The sequence below is a fragment of the Sphingobacterium sp. ML3W genome (genome assembly GCF_029542085.1).
Classification (GTDB): domain Bacteria; phylum Bacteroidota; class Bacteroidia; order Sphingobacteriales; family Sphingobacteriaceae; genus Sphingobacterium.
Genome location: NZ_CP107036.1, coordinates 4,354,732 through 4,374,006, shown reverse-complemented (window position 1 = coordinate 4,374,006; position 19,275 = coordinate 4,354,732). Strand labels below are relative to the sequence as shown.

9 protein-coding genes are annotated in these 19,275 nt (G+C 40.3%); all 9 read left to right on the top strand.

The genetic code is table 11. The annotated features are described in order from the left end of the window. Positions 1–7 precede the first annotated feature (7 nt). The gene (locus OGI71_RS18565) at positions 8–2,302 is read left to right on the top strand and encodes a GH92 family glycosyl hydrolase (protein ID WP_282250953.1); all 2,295 of its coding nucleotides are present in this window, start codon (positions 8–10) and stop codon (positions 2,300–2,302) included. A gap of 254 nt (positions 2,303–2,556) precedes the next feature. Further along, entirely contained in the window at positions 2,557–4,845 is a 2,289-nt protein-coding gene (locus OGI71_RS18560; RefSeq protein ID WP_282250952.1) for a GH92 family glycosyl hydrolase, read from the top strand. Positions 4,846–5,019: 174 nt separating this feature from the next. Next, positions 5,020–5,382, top strand: coding sequence for a hypothetical protein (locus OGI71_RS18555; RefSeq protein ID WP_259186610.1), 363 nt, complete (start codon positions 5,020–5,022; stop codon positions 5,380–5,382). A gap of 146 nt (positions 5,383–5,528) precedes the next feature. After that, positions 5,529–6,635: an efflux RND transporter periplasmic adaptor subunit gene (locus tag OGI71_RS18550; RefSeq protein ID WP_282250949.1), complete on the top strand. Its 1,107-nt coding sequence runs from the start codon at positions 5,529–5,531 to the stop codon at positions 6,633–6,635. A 13-nt stretch (positions 6,636–6,648) separates the two neighbouring features. After that, positions 6,649–11,199, top strand: coding sequence for an efflux RND transporter permease subunit (locus OGI71_RS18545; protein ID WP_282250947.1), 4,551 nt, complete (start codon positions 6,649–6,651; stop codon positions 11,197–11,199). Between the two features lie 278 nt (positions 11,200–11,477). Further along, positions 11,478–12,998, top strand: coding sequence for a DUF6377 domain-containing protein (locus OGI71_RS18540; protein WP_282250946.1), 1,521 nt, complete (start codon positions 11,478–11,480; stop codon positions 12,996–12,998). Between the two features lie 256 nt (positions 12,999–13,254). After that, a complete protein-coding gene (locus OGI71_RS18535) occupies positions 13,255–16,227 on the top strand; it encodes a TonB-dependent receptor (protein ID WP_282250945.1) in 2,973 nt (990 codons plus the stop codon). Positions 16,228–16,237: 10 nt separating this feature from the next. Next, the gene (locus tag OGI71_RS18530; protein ID WP_282250944.1) at positions 16,238–17,758 is read left to right on the top strand and encodes a RagB/SusD family nutrient uptake outer membrane protein; all 1,521 of its coding nucleotides are present in this window, start codon (positions 16,238–16,240) and stop codon (positions 17,756–17,758) included. A gap of 36 nt (positions 17,759–17,794) precedes the next feature. Further along, positions 17,795–19,267: a glycoside hydrolase family 30 beta sandwich domain-containing protein gene (locus OGI71_RS18525; RefSeq protein ID WP_282250943.1), complete on the top strand. Its 1,473-nt coding sequence runs from the start codon at positions 17,795–17,797 to the stop codon at positions 19,265–19,267. Positions 19,268–19,275: the final 8 nt, after the last annotated feature.

The following is a 19,275-nucleotide window of genomic DNA, read 5'->3' as shown; positions in this document are numbered from 1 at the left end:
TTAAGCAATGAACATAAGAAGTTTAGTTTGTTTCGGTTTGCTATGTGCCCCTTATTTATTAAGAGCGCAGGAAACCAAATTGATTCAGTATGTTAAACCACTGATCGGAACCGCTCGAATGGGACATACTTTCCCTGGGGCGACCGTCCCTTTCGGTGCGGTGCAGCTAAGTCCAGATACGGATACTTTATCCTATGCTGTAAATGGACAGTACAATGGTGATGTGTATAAATACTGTGCTGGCTACCAATATGGTGACCCAACGATTGTTGGCTTTAGCCATACACACTTTAGTGGTACTGGCCACTCTGATCTTGGAGATATATTAGTCATGCCAACCCAGGGGAAGGTGCAGCTCAATCCAGGAACTGCAGATAAATCTCAGGAGGGGTATAGATCTCCTTATTCGCATGCAAATGAACGTGCCGAGCCCAACTACTACAGTGTTTTGCTTGATAAACATCAGATTAAAGCAGAATTAACAACAACAACACGCGTAGGGATCCATCGTTATACCTTTCCGAAATCAGATGCTTCACATCTTGTGGTGGATTTAACTGCTGGAATTTATAATTATGATGGTAAAAATGTTTGGACAGTTGTCAAGGTATTGAATGACTCGACCTTGGTAGGGTATCGCCAGACGAATGGATGGTCCCGGACACGTACCGTGTATTTTGCGATAAAAACGTCCAAACCTTTCAAAAACTATGGCGCTAAATATGAAGATGGGAAATCAGTGTATAACGGTTTTTGGCGTAAGTTTGATCAACAGCATAATTTCCCCGATCTAGCCGCTCACAACATCAAGCTACATTTGGATTTCGACACGAAAGCCAACGAATCTATCCTGATGAAAGTTGCGCTGAGCCCAGTAAGTATGAAGAATGCGCTCAACAACATGGAAGTTGAAGCTCCGAACTGGAATTTTGATGGGTATGTGCATGCAGGACAAACGGCATGGGAAAAGGAACTTCAGAAAATTGAAGTGGATATGTTGAACAAGGAGGATCTAGTCAATTTCTATACTGCCATGTATCATGCCAGTCTGATGCCAACCATTTATATGGATCAAAATGGTGAATATAAAGGATTGGATCAGGAGATTCATCAGGCGAAGGGTTTTACGAATTATACCTCGTTTTCACTTTGGGATACGTTTAGGGCATTCCATCCGCTTCTGAATCTGATTAACCCTTCGCGCAATGCAGATATCGTAGCGTCGATGATGGCGCATTACGATCAGAGCGTATTGAAAATGTTGCCGATTTGGTCACATTATGCCAACGACAATTGGTGTATGAGTGGTTATCACTCCGTATCAGTCATTGTTGATGCCATATTGAAAGGCGTGTATAAAGGTGATCCCGAAGCAGCATTACGAGCTTGTGTACAAACTGCAAATACACGTAATTATGAGGGAATAGGAGCCTATATAGATAAAGGGTATGTTCCGGATGATGTGTCTGGTACTTCGGTTTCCAATACACTGGAATATGCTTACGATGATTGGTGTATTGCTCAATTGGCAAAGAAGCTGGGTAAAGAAGATATTTACCGTACTTTTTCGAAACGTGCTGAGAGTTGGAAATCGCTATATGATCCGGCGATTGGATTTATGCGACCAAAGAATTCTCAAGGGAAGTTTAAGGAAAAATTTGATGTATTAGATACCCATGGCCAGGGCTTTATCGAGGGGAATTCCTGGAATTATAGTTTGTATGTCCCACACCAACCTCAGGAGATGATGGGGCTGATGGGTGGTCAAAAGAAACTGGAGACCTATCTGGATTCTTTATTTACTATGGAACTACCCGATAAATATTTTGAGCATACCGAGGATATCACCCGGGATGGAATTATTGGGAATTATGTACATGGAAACGAACCTTCGCATCATGTTGCCTATTTGTATAACATGACCCAGAGCCCTTGGAAGGCGCAGGCACGTTTACGTCAGATTATTCGAAATCAATATCATAATGGACATGCTGGGTTGGGTGGAAATGATGACTGTGGACAGATGTCCGCCTGGTATCTGTTTACAGCGCTTGGATTTTATCCTGTAGCACCGGGTGAAGATGCCTATTGGATTGGAAGCCCATTGGTGAAATCTGCAAAGATCAATCTAGAAAACGGAAAGAGTATTGCGATTACTGTGCGTAACCAATCGGAGAAGAATGTATATGTTAAATCGGTGACTTTGAATGGTAAACTCTTGGATAATTTGAAACTATCGTATAGTAGCCTAACGAATGGTGGTGAACTGATCTATAACATGAGTAGTAAACCGAGTAAATAAAATATTTGACTATACGAATGATAAAATTCAAACAGAAGCCAAACGATATCAGATAGAACGGGTAAAATCTCATTTGATCATGTTTTAAAAGATACAATCCCCTATTCAGGCAACCACTTGAATAGGGGATTTTTTGTAACCATCTTGTGAAAATAGGCTTGTTATCCTCTATATTTAAATTTCTTATATTATATTTACTAATACGTTTTAGCTTTTTGATGAATTTTAGGACGGCTTCAACCAAAACAAGAATTATGTTTAACATTAAAAAAATAACAGGCGGTGTCCTTTTTCTTTTTGCGTCTCATGTAAGTTTAGCGCAACAATCTTCTCCGGTAGACTATGTAAACCCTTTGATTGGTACAGAATCTAAATACGAGCTGTCTAATGGGAATACCTATCCTGCCATCGCGCGTCCTTGGGGAATGAACTTCTGGACACCGCAGACAGGTAATATGGGCGATGGTTGGGTATATACTTATACTGCGGATAAGATCAAGGGATTTAAGCAAACGCATCAACCTAGTCCCTGGAATAATGATTATGGACAATTCTCGTTGATGCCGATGACGGGTAAACCACAGTTTGATCAGGAAAAACGGGCGAGTTGGTTCTCGCATAAAGCCGAGGTTGTGAAACCCTATTATTATAGTGTTTACCTGGCAGATCATGATGTCACTACTGAGCTTACACCTTCCCAAAGGGCTGCGGTATTTCAATTTACTTTTCCCAAAACAGAACAGGCTTATGTGATTATTGATGCCTTTGATAAGGGATCGTATATCAAGGTTATTCCTCAAGAAAATAAAATTATAGGTTATTCGACCAAAAATAGTGGTGGTGTTCCAGATAATTTTAAGAATTATTTTGTCATAACTTTTGATCGGCCTTTTTCGTATAAAGCTGGTGTAAGGAATGGCAATATCAAGGATAATGAATTGGAAATTCAGGATGATCATGCTGGAGCGATCATTGGCTTCCCTTCTTTAAAAAGAGGAGAGAAAGTAATGGCAAAGGTTGCTTCTTCCTTTATTAGTTTTGAACAGGCGGAGCTTAATCTCAATGAAGTGAAGTCTAAAACATTTGAGCAGGTTGCAGATGAAGGCAAACAACAATGGAACGAGGTATTGGGGCGTGTTCAGGTAGAGGATAAAAACGTGGATCGTTTGCGTACGTTTTATTCCTGTCTCTATCGTTCAACATTATTTCCACGAGATTTCTCCGAGATTGATGGTTCAGGAAGACGAATTCATTATAGCCCTTATAACGGCCAGATCCTACCTGGTGAAATGTTCACAGATACAGGCTTTTGGGACACATTCAGAAGTTTATTTCCGCTTTTGAACTTGCTCTATCCATCTATGAATGATCGTATGCAGGAGGGCTTAGTGAATGCCTACAAGGAAAGTGGATACTTGCCAGAATGGGCATCACCGGGGCATCGTGCGTCTATGATCGGTAATAATTCTGCATCGGTAGTAGCGGATGCTTTGGTGACTAATCGAACAGGTTATGATAAAGAAATTCTTTGGGAGGCCCTGAAACATGGTGCACATAATGCGTATCCAAAACATTCTTCTACTGGGCGTTTTGGCCATGAGTACTATAATAAACTAGGTTATATTCCAGCAGATGTAAAGGTTGACCAGAACGTAGCCCGCTCCTTGGAATATGCCTATAACGATTGGTGTATTTATGAATTTGGAAAGACCTTAGGTAAACCAAAATCTGAAACAGCTATTTATGCACAACGGGCGATGAATTACAAAAATCTTTTTGACCCAACGACAAAGTTGATGCGTGGTAAAAAAGCTGATGGTTCTTTTGTTGCAAATTTTGATCCAAGTGCTTGGTCCCGTGAATATACTGAAGGTAATGCATGGCATTGGAGTTTTTGTGTATTCCATGATCCACAGGGACTAATCGATTTGATGGGCGGAAATAAATCTTTCGTTTCCATGTTGGATACTGTCTTTGTTATCCCAAGTTATGAAGGTATGAAAAGTCGTAGCATGATCCACGAGATGCGTGAAATGCAGGTCATGAATATGGGGCAATATGCGCATGGTAATCAACCGATCCAACATATGCCTTACCTCTATAACTATGCCGCAGAACCATGGAAGGCACAATATTGGGTCCGTAAGATCATGGATAAACTGTACCTTCCGACACCAGATGGCTACTGTGGTGATGAGGATAATGGACAGACTTCTGCTTGGTATGTTTTTTCATCATTGGGATTTTATCCTGTTTCACCCGGATCTGGAGAATATGTTATTGGTTCACCTCAGTTTGATAGCGTGACCTTAAAACTCGAAAATGGGAAAAAAGTCCATATTCATGCGAAGCAAGAGCGGGTCGATCAGGTTTATGTGAACCAGCTCTCCTGGAATGGAAAAGCTTATGAGAAAAACTATATTCGCTATTCGGATCTCCTAAAAGGAGCAGATCTGGAATTTAAAATGAGTACAGAACCGAATAAAAATAGAGGAATCAAGAAGGACGATGCTCCATATTCTTTCAGTAACGAAAAGTTTTAGTACGAAAGATCAGGAAATAAATAAAATAGTATAAAAAAATCACAGGTACAATTCACTTAAAAAAGTGAGACAAAAAAACCATGATGACCAATCTATTTGCTGTCATGGTTTTTTTACACGAATAAAATAATCTTGGCTATTTAAAGTCATACCTTTGTGGTTCGAAAATTCGATATGTTAGGTAAATTATTTCATCTTTTAACACTCTTTGCGTATCTCAATCTCTTGACGTATGAGTCATTCTCATCGACGACGGGGCAAGTGCTGCATGCGGGAGAAACGATGGTGGAGTATTTTTTGGATGATGTATTGGATCTAGAACCTATTCATTCTTCACAAGAAGAGAAAGTCCTACTGCAGGACGACTATCGTATATTTTCTGTCAATAGTCAGGTACTATCCATTTTCATATTTGTTTTTGGGATTGTATTTACTGCATTATGCTTTTCTAAGGATAAAATACATCCATTTTATCGGTCAAAAACTATTTGTCGACCAGGATATTATCAATTTTTATATAGATTCCGGCCTTTCTAAGGATTCTCCTATACTTTTCTATTGGAGTCTATAAAATAATAGTGTTTTTTATTTTTCTGGTGTCCAGGGGCAGTAGCTCTGGTGTCTTCCTACACAATATTATTGTAGCTCCCATCTAGTTTTACATTTTATTTTTTATCGTTTTTATGAAGAAATTATTTGCACTGTGCCTATTATTGGGTACGGTAGGGATGCTGGCTTCTTGCAGCTCCTCCAATGCTAATGCCGAGCAAAAAGAAGAAATTAAGAATATACCAATTACACCGCTTGTTGTAATGGATACGACTGTCTATCAGGAGTATATTGCAGATATTCAGGCCTTGAAAAATGTTGAGATTCGATCCAAATTAAATGGATTTCTAGATAAAATATATGTGGACGAGGGTGCTTGGGTAAAGAAAGGCCAGATTTTATTCCGATATAATAACGAAGAGTATCGCTCGGAGGTTGCCAAAGCAAAAGCGCAATATGATAATTCCATTGCTGAAGCTCAAAAAATCAAGCTTGAGATGGAAAGAACCCAAAAGTTGGTGGATAAAAATATTGTGAGTCCTTCGGAATATAATCTATTAAAAATTCAGTTGAAGGCCGCTAATTCTAAAATTGAAGAAGCCCGTGCTTTAGTTAATCAAGCCCAAACGAGATTGGATTATACGGTGATCCAGGCACCATTTGATGGTCGGATAGATCGGATCTTATTGAAGGAAGGTTCGCTACTGACAGAGGGAAGCCTCATCACCACGATTTCTGATCTAAGCCAGGTCAATGTTTATTTTGATATTTCAGAACGGGAATACCTGACGATGATGCAAGATAAAATGAATGGGAAGGAAACCCGTAAAACGGTGAAATTAATTTTGGCGAATGGGGTCTTATACCCACATGAAGGGGTAGCACATATTGTCGAAAGTGAATTTGAGGCAAATACGGGGTCTATCGCACTTCGTGTACAATTTCCAAATAAGGAACATATCCTGAAACACGGTGCTACTGGTAAGATTGCTGTCCCGATGGAAACTGGAGAACATGCATTTGTACATCAGAAATCAGTATTTGAGATACAGGACAAAACTTATGTTTATACCATGCAGGCTGATAGTACAGTCAAGATGACACCTTTTATTGCGGGGCCTCGTGTAGGCCATTATTACATTGTTGAAGGTGGGCTCGATCCAAATGTTAAAGTGGTTTATGAAGGTGTGCAAAATTTGCGTAATGGAATGAAAATTAATCCAAAATTGAGGAGGCTGTAGCGGAGGATAAATTATGTTTGAAACATTTATAAAAAGGCCCATATTATCGCTTGTAATATCGGTTTTTATTACACTCTTGGGCTTACTGGCATTATTTACGTTGCCGATTACGCAATTTCCAGATATTGTGCCGCCATCGGTGGTTGTGAACGCCAATTATACTGGTGCGAATGCCGAAGTAAGTACCAATGCCGTCGCTATTCCATTGGAGAAAGCGATCAATGGTGTTGCAGGGATGACCTATATGAACTCCGTATCAACTAATAATGGAAGTACGGTGATACAGATTTTCTTTGAAGTAGGAACGGACCCGGATATTGCTGCGGTCAATGTTCAGAACAGGGTAACGACTGTACTGGATGAATTGCCTGAGGAAGTTATTAAAGCTGGGGTAACGACAGAGAAAGAAGTCAACTCAATGTTGATGTACCTGAATGTCTTTACTGACGATGAAACTGCAGATGAACGTTTCATCTATAATTTCGCCGATATCAATATCCTGAAGGAGCTGAAACGTATTGAAGGTGTCGGGCTAGCCCAGATTATGGGTATGCGGGATTATGCGATGCGTGTATGGGTAAAACCCGATCGTATGGCGGCATATAATATCTCTGCCGAAGATGTGGTAGCGGCTTTGCGCAAACAGAATATTGAGGCTGCACCTGGGCAAACTGGGATTAGCTCAGACAAAATGCGCAATATGCAACAGTATGTCTTGCGTTATCCAGGAAAATTTACGGAGATTGATGAATATGCCAATGTGCCTATTCGTGCAAATTCCAATGGTTCGATTATTCGTATCAAGGATGTAGCTGACGTTGAGTTCGGCTCCCTGGATTATGAAATGGTCTCCAAAACAGATGGACGCCCATCTGCGTCCATCATGTTAAAACAGCTACCAGGATCAAACGCGCAGGAGGTTATTCAACGGGTAAAAGATCGTATGGCAGAACTGAAGCAGACTTCATTTCCAGCGGGTATGACCTATACCATGGGCTATGATGTGTCACGTTTCTTGGATGCATCTATTTCATCGGTTATAAAGACCCTACTGGAAGCATTTCTACTGGTGTTTATTGTCGTGTTTATATTTTTACAGGATTTTAGAGCGACAGTTATCCCAATTCTGGCGGTACCGGTCTGTCTGATTGGAGCTTTGTTTTTCATGCAGATGTTAGGCTTCTCAATCAATCTACTAACACTATTTGCATTGGTATTGGCGATCGGAATTGTGGTCGACAACGGGATTGTGGTCGTGGAAGCGGTTTACGCTAAGATGGAGGAAGAACATCTACAACCCATGGAAGCGACCTTAGAAGCAATGAAAGAAGTTGGGGGAGCTGTAGTCGCGATCACATTGGTGATGTCGGCAGTTTTCGTTCCTGTTGCCTTTCTTTCAGGCCCAGTAGGTATATTTTATAGGCAATTTTCGCTGACTTTGGCCGCGGCTATCGTGATTTCAGGTATAAATGCCCTAACGTTGACACCTGCGTTATGTGCGCTTTTCTTAAAATCACCACATGATCGCAAACCATCCAATAATTGGTTGGACCGTTTTTTCAAACAATTCAATGCTATTTATGACCGAACCGCTTTCGGTTATAAAGGAATATTGATGAAAACAAGTGCTAGACGCGGACTCACACTACTATTGTTGGGTGGATTCTTTGTTGCTACTTGGGGAAGCAGTGCGATATTGCCATCGGGTTTTATTCCAACAGAAGATCAAGGTATGATCTATGTCTCGGTAACTACACCTCCGGGGGCAACAGTAGATCGTACAGAGCGCGTATTGGATAAGATTGATTCCGTTGCACGTAAGTTGGATATTGTCGAAACAGTTTCAACCCTATCGGGATATAGTATCGTTACTGAGGTCTCCGGTGCATCGTATGGAATGGGGATGATTAACCTTAAACCTTGGAAAGAAAGAGATCAAACGGTCGATGATGTAATCAAGGAATTGCGGGAGAAAACAAAGGATTTTGTAGATGGGCAAATTGATTTCTTCCCTCCTCCGACAGTTCCGGGATTTGGTAACTCTTCAGGTTTTGAATTACGGTTGTTGGACCGTAGCGGGAATGAAGATCTCAATAAGACGGCGGAGGTATTGCAGAAATTTATGGAGGATATGGAGAAAAGTGAAGTCATTCAGGATATCAGTTCCAGTTTTGATGTTAACTTTCCGCAGTATATGCTGAAAGTAGACTATGATATGGCTGCAAAGAAAGGGATATCGGTAGAAAATGCAATGAATACCCTACAAACCTTGATGGGGAGTCTCTATGCAACAAATTTCATCCGTTACGGGCAAATGTATAAGGTGATGGTACAGGCAGGACCTGAGTATCGCCAGCGGCCTGAGGATGTACTCCGTCTATATGTAAAGAATGAAACCGGAGAGATGGTACCTTATAATGCTTTTATTTCCATGGAGCGTATTTACGGTCCAGAGCAGATTACGCGTTATAATATGTTTAGCTCAGCGATGGTGACAGGTCAGTCTTCTCCTGGGTTTAGTTCAGGACAGGCGATCGAGGAAGTTGAAAAGATTGCATCATCTTTACCGCAAGGTTACAGTATCGAATGGTCGGGGATGACCCGTGAACAGAAGATTTCAGGAAATCAGGCCCTGTATATTTTTGCGCTCTGTTTACTCTTTGTTTATCTGTTGTTGTGTGCTCAGTACGAAAGCTTTTTATTACCATTACCAGTTCTCCTCTGTTTACCTGCCGGAATTTTTGGAGCCTTTATTTTCCTGAAAATATTTGGCTTGGAAAACAATATTTATGCCCAGGTCGCACTGGTCATGCTGATCGGTCTTTTGGGTAAAAATGCGATCCTAATTGTGGAATATGCCAATTTGAAATATAAGCAGGGAATGGATATTGTGACTGCCTCAATTGAGGGGGCTGTCGCGCGTTTACGTCCTATTTTGATGACTTCTTTTGCATTTATTGCTGGATTGATTCCATTAATGATGGCTAGTGGGGCTGGTGCTTTGGGGAACCGGAGTATTGGTACTGCTGCAGTTGGTGGTATGCTTATCGGAACGATATTAGGTGTTATTGTTATCCCGGGGCTGGTTATCTTATTCTCAAAAAAGGAGAATAAAAAACAGGTTATAAAACAGACATCGTTAGTGATTGCTGCACTCATTCTTTTTGGTAGCTGTTCTGTCCCCAAGAAGGCGGCACAGCCTGATAAAATTGCCGTACCGACAGCATTTTCAGAAAGGACTGCTGTTGATAGCGTAAATGTGGGGAATCGGTCTTGGCGCGAGATTTTTAAGGATCCACTTTTAGTTGCATTGATTGATTCCGCATTACAGCATAATATTGATATTCGCCAATCGATCTTACGGCTTGAATCAGCACAGGCTTATTTTAAACAGCGAAAGGCTGCATTAGGCCCTACTGTAGAAGCAGCTGTTGAGGGCGGGATACGTAAATATGGGCACTACACGGAATCGGGTATCGGTAACTATGATTCAAATTTTTCGAGTAATTTGAAAAATGATGAAAAGCTGCCAGAACCATTTATCCCAGATTATTTTATTGGACTTCGTTCTTCGTGGGAAATTGATCTATGGGGTAAATTAAAAAGCCAGAAGCAAGCTGCTTATTTTGGTTTTTTGGCCGAACAGGAAGGAAAACGCCTGTTAGAAACAGAATTGGTATCCAATATTGCAACGGCCTATTATGAGTTAATGGCTCTCGATCAAAAGATCAAGGTGTATAACCGTAATATTGAACTGCATACGAATGCACTTGAAGTCGTTGAGGTAAAAAAAGATGCCGGTTATGCCACGGAACTGTCTGTGCAACAGTTTAAAGCACTATTGGCAAATTCTAAATCTGCTCAGGAGAAATTAAGTCAGGAGATTGCACTGTGGGAACATCATATCAACGGATTGCTGGGAAGATATTATCAGCCTATTAAGCGCAGTGAATATATTGAAAATACAAATCTATATCATGCAATGACCTTTGGCACTCCGGATGATCTGGTCAATCAGCGTCCAGATATTAAAACTGCTTACCTGAAGATGATGGCATCGTCAAACAATCAGGAAGCATCACGGTTGGCCTTTCTACCTTCGGTAGCCATTAGCCCTTTTGTCGGTTTACAGAGCTTCAGTTTCAACAAGTTGTTTAATTTGGACAAATCTATTGCTTATAATTTATTTGGTGGTATCACGCTGCCTATATTAAATCAAAGACAATTGAAGACACAGTATGAAGTTGCAAAAGCCGATTATGGAATTGCTTTTTTAGACTATGAGAAATCTGTTGTGAATGCTTATAACGAAGTCTCTAATGTCATTATGACTCAAGAGGCAATCAGTAAGCGTAGAACATTTGTGGATGAGTACGTAAGGGCATTGGATCTATCTATTGAAGCTGCACAAGAGCTTTTTATTGCGGGACGTGTGACATCGCTGGATGTGGTTACAGCTCAAAAAGAATCCTTGGAAGCCCAGATTGGAAAAGTTGAACTGGAGAAAGAAAATACCTTGAACCAGATTTTACTTTACAAAGCTTTGGGAGGTGGGTGGAAATAAACCCAATGTTCAGCTAATTAGGGAAACTATTTTTCATGCGATAAAGAATTAATTTGTTAATTCTTAGACCCCAAAAAGAGGGTCACAGAAAGAGGCCGTCGTGAGATGTCCTCTTTTTTATTGTTATTTTTATGTAGTTTAGCTTTGACTATGTTGAACCGGGCTTTATTATGTTGCAGCGCATTTTTGTTTTCATTTTTCTATTTCATTTAAGTTTTTTACTAACTGCTCAGGACTATTCGGATAGTACCAAGATTTTTCAACGTTTAGAATATCTAATGGAAAATCAGAAGATGTATGTTAAAAATCGGGAAGACAAATTAGCCAAACTAAAACAAGAGGCGAAAGCACTTGAAGCTGACCAAATTCGTTTTTTTGAGAAGAATTATGAAATTTTTGAAAACTATAAAAAGTTCGATTCCGATGCTGCACTTACCTATATCACGCTTTGCCAAAAATTAGCTCCGGCCAACAATGATTCACTTCATACAGTTATTCAACTAGATTTAGCCTGGGTTTATTCGACGATTGGGCGTTATATTGAAGCATCAAAATTGTTGAACCAAATTAGTTCCGCAGGCCTTGCTACCAAACTTTTAGCCAAATATTACGATACCTATAGCTCATTTTATAGTCATTATGGACAAAGTAACGACCGTCAGGAATATTATCAGGCAAGTGAACGCTATCGAGATTCACTATTACAGGTTTTGCCGAAATCTTCATTGGAATATCGGACGACCATTGCGATAAAAACCTTATTTAATGGCAGTCGGGAAGATGCGAAAAAGCAATTTTTCAAGCTTTGGACGGAAAATCAGAAAGACTTGGAGCAGCGCGCCTTATTGTCCTATTTTATTAGCTTGATCTATAAATACGAAAAAAATACGGCCGGCCAACTTTATTATCTGGCTATTTCAGCGAGTGCAGATATTGAGATGGCAAATCGAGACAATGCTTCATTTCATGATTTAGCGCTAGCTTATTATGATAAACAGGATTTTGACCGTGCCTTTCGCTATATTGAAAAAACAATTGATGATGCGATGCTGTGTAAAGTGCGTTATCGGATTATTGAAGGCACCTCTTCCTACCCAATCATTAATGCTGCGTACCAACAGAAAATCAATAGTCAGAATAAGCAATTGATCGCCTTGGTTGTTGTGGTTAGTATTTTGTTGATCGGTGTAATTATCGGATTGATTGTAATCTATCGTCAAGTCCAGCATTTGCGAAGGATCAGGTCGGAATTGTCAGGAACCAATCAGCAGTTGCGGTCATTGAATACTGAAATCAATCAAACGAATTTAAAACTCTCAGAATCCAATCACATTAAAGAGGAGTATATTGCGCAATTTTTTGATATGTGTTCAAGTTATATTGACAAAATGGAGGATATACGAAAAGCATTGCTGAAAAAGGCATCCAATAACCAATGGGAAGCAATCCGGGAGCAATTGAGATCGACACAGATGGAAGAAAGGGAGATACAACAACTCTATATCAATTTTGATCGGATCTTTTTGAACCTTTATCCAACGTTTGTTGATGAATTTAATGCCCTTCTTCAAGAGGACGAGAAGATATATCCGAAGAAAAATGAACTGCTCAATACAGAACTGCGTATTTTTGCCCTGATTCGTCTGGGAATAGATGACTCGGTTAAGATCGCTAGTTTTCTTAGATACTCCCTTCGTACAGTTTATAACTATAGAACCAAGGTACGTAACAAAGCAGCTGGCCATCGCGATGCCTTTGAGGCATCTGTTTGTCAAATTGCAACTATTGATCGACCTTAATATCCACTGATAAATACCAAATAATTAATAATACAAGCCTGTATTCGATCTCTTTTTAGTACTTTTTATCTTGTGTTTTATTTTGTAGTGCGCTGTCTTGTAGTGTTTTGTGTTTTTTGAGAGGTACTTTTTAAGTACCGCCGCTTTTTTTCCTGTTTCGGTCCTGCTAGTTTTGTTTTGAGCGATGGAGCAGGGGAAACTCCTCGCTAGTTTGGAATAACCAAAGACAAAACAATAACCAATTTTTTTATTTCATATGATTTACTTTACTCGAAAAGTAACCTTTTCAATAGGGCTGATTTTCTTGTGTACCTGGTTGAATTCGGTGTTTGCACAAGACCGTATTCAGGTCAGTGGACGAGTGCTTGATGCCCAAGATCAGAAACCGCTCACTGGCGTAACAATTACACAGAAAGGTACCAGTAATGCGGTCTCCAGTAACGGAGATGGGCGTTTTCAAATTTCAGCTGTTCACGGTAGTATTCTTCAATTTAGTTTTGTTGGCTACGACAATAAAGAATTGCCGGCTAATAGTACAATGACTGTTCAGCTGAACTCATCGACCAATGTACTTGAAGACGTTATTGTGATCGGTTATGGTGCCGTAAAACGGAAAGATGTAACCACCGCAATTTCTTCGGTATCGACCAAAGATTTGGAAAAGAGACCGGTCGTAAGTTTGGGGCAGGCCATACAAGGGAAGGCTGCAGGTGTATCTGTGATCCAACCCAATGGAGCACCCGGTGGTGAGATGTCAATTAAAGTCCGGGGTACAACCTCATTTAATGGTTCAAATGACCCACTTTATGTTGTCGATGGATTACCTGTTGAGGACATCAAATTTTTATCACCAAGTGATATCACGGACATTCAGATTTTAAAGGATGCTTCTTCTGCAGCTATTTATGGTTCGCGTGGAGCAAATGGTGTTATTCTTGTAACGACAAAATCCGGAAAAGCTGGGGAAGCTAAAATTACCTTAGGAGCACAAGCTACAGCAAATGTGGTTAATAATACCGTAAAAGTCCTGAATACCGCACAATACAAGGAGTTGATGGATGAGACAGGTTATGTTAAGCTGCCTGAAGGGCTTACTGATCAAACAGACTGGTTTAAGGAAACCTATAAAACTGGAGTTCAACAGAATTATCAGTTATCAATCTCCGATGGTAACGAGAAATTACGTTATTATTTGGGTGGGGGCTATCTGACAGAGAAAGGCACGCTGCAAGGTTCATTCTTTAGACGTTATAACTTCAAAGCGAATATAGATAATCAAGTAAAAAGATGGATGAAGGTTAATGCCAATTTATCTTATGCGGATTACAATACCAACGGGATTATCTCGGGCAACGGATCTAATCGTGGCGGAGTGGTTACCTCTATCATTAATACGCCAACTTATGCACCAATATGGGATACTCTGTTTCCTGATCGGTACAATACTAATTTCAATGGGCTAAATATAAACAGCCCTTTAGAAAATCTCGAACGAACCAAGAATAACAATAATCGGGAGAATAGATTATTGGCAACAGGAAGTGTATTGATATCTTTTTTACCCAATTTAACCTGGAAGTCCTCTTTTTCAATGGACAGACGATCGGGTGTACTGACAACGTTTTTAGATCCCTGGATTACACAACAGGGTAGAAATCAGTTTGGAGAGGCATCTGATGCTCGCAACACAAACACGGTATTGACTTGGGACAATGTGCTGACTTACAGCAGAAGCTTTGGAAAACATAGCTTGGAGGCAATGGCAGGGTCATCCTGGACAGATTCCAAATATTCCAATAGTTATATTTATGGTTCCAATTATGCTAATGGTATCATACAGACGCTCAATGCGGCAAACAAGATTTCATGGAATGGAACTGGGTCCGGGGCATCCAATTGGGCCATCCTATCCTATTTTGCCCGTGCAATGTACAATTACGATGGAAAATATCTTGTAACAGCAAATATGCGCGCGGATGGATCATCAAAATTAAGTCCTTCTGGTCGGTGGGGATATTTCCCTTCGGTATCGGCAGCATGGCGTTTATCTGCGGAGGATTTTATGAAGGACGTGGATTGGATCAATGACTTTAAAATACGCGGGGGATGGGGTCAGACCGGGAATCAATCTGGATTGGGGGACTACTCTTATCTTTCATTCAATGTGATTCAGCGTTTACCTTGGTTTGAAGACAAATATCAATATTCTCCGCCAAATATTGGGAATTCGACTACCTTACGAGCGACAGATTTAAAATGGGAAACAACGACCCAAGCGAACGTGGGGATAGATTTTTCTACATTAAATAATCGATTGAACCTGACCTTAGATTACTACCATAAAAAAACAACAGATATGTTGATGGAAGTGAGCTTGCCTACAGGGTCTTCCTCGGCGAGCACAATTAAACGGAATGAGGGCGAAATGACCAATAAAGGATTTGAGATTGGGATCAACTCCAAGAATCTCACAGGCGATTTTACATGGAATACGGATTTCAATATTTCGTTTAATAAGAACCGTCTGGATAAGCTCGTTTTTACAAAAATCTACAATGATGCGGTTACAAATAATCTAGTCAATGCAACGGTCGTTAGGAATGAACCTGGAAGGCCTTTAGGTGGATTTTATGGATATATTTCTGATGGTGTAAATCCGGAGACAGGTGAATTGATGTATAGAGATCTCAATGGTGATGGCAAAACATCTCCTTCCGATCTCACTTATATCGGGGATCCCAATCCAAAATTTGTGTACGGATTGACAAATAGTTTTTCTTGGAAAAATTTTGATTTAAGTATATTTCTTCAGGGCACTTACGGTAATGATATTTTCAATGCGAGCAGAATGGAAACAGAGGGAATGTATGATGGTTGTAACCAAACGACAGTTGTACTCGATCGCTGGCGTGTTCCCGGACAGATTACACATGTGCCCAAAGCAGGTTTTGATATCAAAAACTCATCTTATTTTGTGGAAGATGGAAGTTATTTGCGCGTGAAAAATATTTCATTGGGTTATTCTATCGCACCTGAACGTTTGAAAAAGATTGGAATTCAAAAGATTCAGCCTTATTTTTCGGCAAGCAACCTATTTACGCTGACTAAATATTCAGGCATGGATCCAGAGGTAAACCAGTGGGGAAATTCGGGAAGAGTACAAGGCCTCGATTGGGGGACATATCCACAAAATAGATCCTTTGTACTTGGTGTAAATGTAGAATTTTAATTGAATTGTGATGAAAAAAATAAATATTAAATACGTTTTACCTTTGCTCATAACAGGCTTATTGCTGGCATCTTGCTCGCTAAATCGTGATCCTCTGGACAGCTATACAGATGTAAGTCAAGGTAAAACTGAAAATGGAACACAGATCGTCTTTAAAAACAAAAGCGAGGTTGATAATTTTCTTTCGGGAATTTACCAACAGATGCGAGATCGGCAAGAGCATTGGTACCTGGATCTATTGCTGATCGGCGATTCTCATGCTGACAATGCGTACGCAGGAACAACAGGTGCCGAAGTTGTACCATTTGAGAATAATTCTATAGAGGGATCCAATTCCGTTGTTGATCGGGATTGGGCACGTTATCTGGAAGATATTGCGCGGGCCAACCGTTTAATAATCAATGTCGATAGTGTTGCGGATAAATCCATTAGTGAGGCTGACATCAAAGTCTACAAGGCGCAGGGTAAAATCTTTCGGGCGCTTGCGATGTTTGATATGGTGCGCATATTTGGATCCATTCCAGTAATTACAACACAAGGAAAAGATATTACCGCGGAAAATATCGAAGCGGTATATCCGGAGTACTTCCCCAAGCAAGCGACTGAAGAGGAAGCGCATAAACAGATTGAGAAGGATCTTTTGGAGGCCCTGGTTGATGCCCCGGTCAACAGCAATGCGAATAAAACTTTGTTTACAAAGTCTGTAGCCCGAGCTATGTTGGCAAAGCTATATGCTGAGAAACCGCTTAGAGATTATAATAAAGTGATTCAGTATGCAGATGCATTGACTGGAGATGGATTTGATTTGAATCCTAATTATGGAGATTTATATGCAGTGAACGCGGCCAAGACCGATTTAGCACAACGAAATACAAAAGAATCAATTTTAGAAGCGCAATTTATGCCTGGCTCAGGAAACTGGGCGACCTGGATGTTCGGTCGAGACCTGTCCAATTACGACAATGCATTTACATGGGCCAAATGGGTCACACCATCGCGTGATTTGATACAAGCATATACAAATGAGGCAGACCAAATTCGGATGGAGCAAGCGATTGTGTACTATACAACAACCTGGAGCAACTATTACCCATCGAGCCATTATCCTTTTATGTTTAAATTGCGTTCGGGCATGAGTAGCATTGTCAAGCTCCGCTACGCCGATATTCTATTATTGAAAGCCGAAGCGTTGATTCTGCAGGGAACTGATCTTTCCGGTGCAGCTGACATTATTGATAAGATCCGTACACGTGTAAAATTACCCAAATTACCTGCAGGAATTCGGTCGAATAAAGATGCATTATTGGAAGCATATCTGAAAGAACGCCGCCTGGAATTAGCCTTCGAGGGGCAGCGTTGGTTTGATCTAGTTCGTTTAGATAAGGTGGAAACTGTCATGAATGCCGTGTATGCGAAAGACTCAGGAAGAAAGGCGCAGGTATATCCGTTCACAAAGAATTCCTACCGTCTGCCGATTCCACAGCCTAAAATTGACCAGAATCCTAACTTAGTTCAGAATCCAGGATACTAATTATTTTAATTGTTTATGAAACGTAATAATAACACTATGATATATACATTCTTGTTGTCCTGTTTGATCACGGCAACATCTTGTAACCGTGATAGCTTCACACCCTCACAGGGCGATGATATCAAAAAATCTGGCGATGTCACTATTGTGATGACTAATACAAACCGTGCCTATGATCTGACAAAAAAATATGTCGATTTTAGTACAAAGTTTAATATGTCGCCCAACACAATTACCGTAAATCCTGCTCAGAAGTTTCAGACAATGGACGGATTTGGTGCAGCTATTACCGGTTCTACCTGTTATAATCTGATGAAAATGAGTAAGGAGGATCGGACGAAATTTCTTACGGAGACTTTCTCCGATAAAGATGGTATGGGCATGAGCTATATTCGTATTGCTATCGGATGTTCTGATTTTTCATTGAGCGAGTATACTTGTTGGGACAAAGAAGGAAAGGAAAATTTTGGGTTGCAGTCAGAAGAAACGCAATATGTCATTCCTGTGTTGAAAGAAATACTGGCCATCAATCCAAACGTCAAAATTATGGGATCGCCATGGACTCCGCCAAAATGGATGAAGGTCAATAATCTGACAGATTTAAAACCTTTCGATTCTTGGACTAGCGGTCAATTAAATCCAAAATACTATCAGGATTATGGTTGGTATTTTGTACAATGGCTTCAAGCAATGAAGAAGGAGGGTATTAATATTTATTCAATTACCGTTCAAAATGAGCCATTGAATCGAAAAAATTCTGCTTCAATGTACATGTCATGGCAGGAGCAACAAACATTTATCAAACAATCTCTAGGCCCACAGCTCAAGGCTGCAAGTATTGCTACGAAGATCTACGCGTTTGACCATAACTATAATTACGATAATATGGCTGATCAGGAAGATTATCCTATTAAAATCTATAATGATGCAGGGGCGGCTTCCTTTATTGCTGGCGCAGCTTATCACAACTATGGAGGAGATAAAGCGGAGCTAATTGATATTCATAATCAACGCCCGGATAAGGAGCTGGTCTTTACAGAGACATCTATAGGAGAATGGAACGACGGGCGTAATCTCGACAAGCGTTTGATGGAAGATATGCGTGAAGTGGCTTTGGGAACGGTCAATAACTGGAGCAAGGGTGTTATTGTTTGGAATTTGATGTTGGATACTGATAAGGGACCGAATCGCGAAGGTGGTTGTCAAACCTGTTATGGTGCTGTCGATATTAGCAAATCAAATTATAAGAGCATCACGCGCAACTCGCATTATTATATTGTAGGACATCTTTCATCTGTGGTTAAGTCTGGAGCGACACGAATTGGTGCTACAGGATATACAGCAGAGGGGCTGGTTTATAGTGCCTTTCAAAATACAGATGGTACCTACGCTATGGTGTTATTAAATGAATCGAATGACAACCGTAAAATCACGTTGGCAGATGGTAAAAATCATTTTAGCTATGAGGTTCCTGCAAATTCAGTTGTCTCTTATCGTTGGAAAAACTAAATATTGGG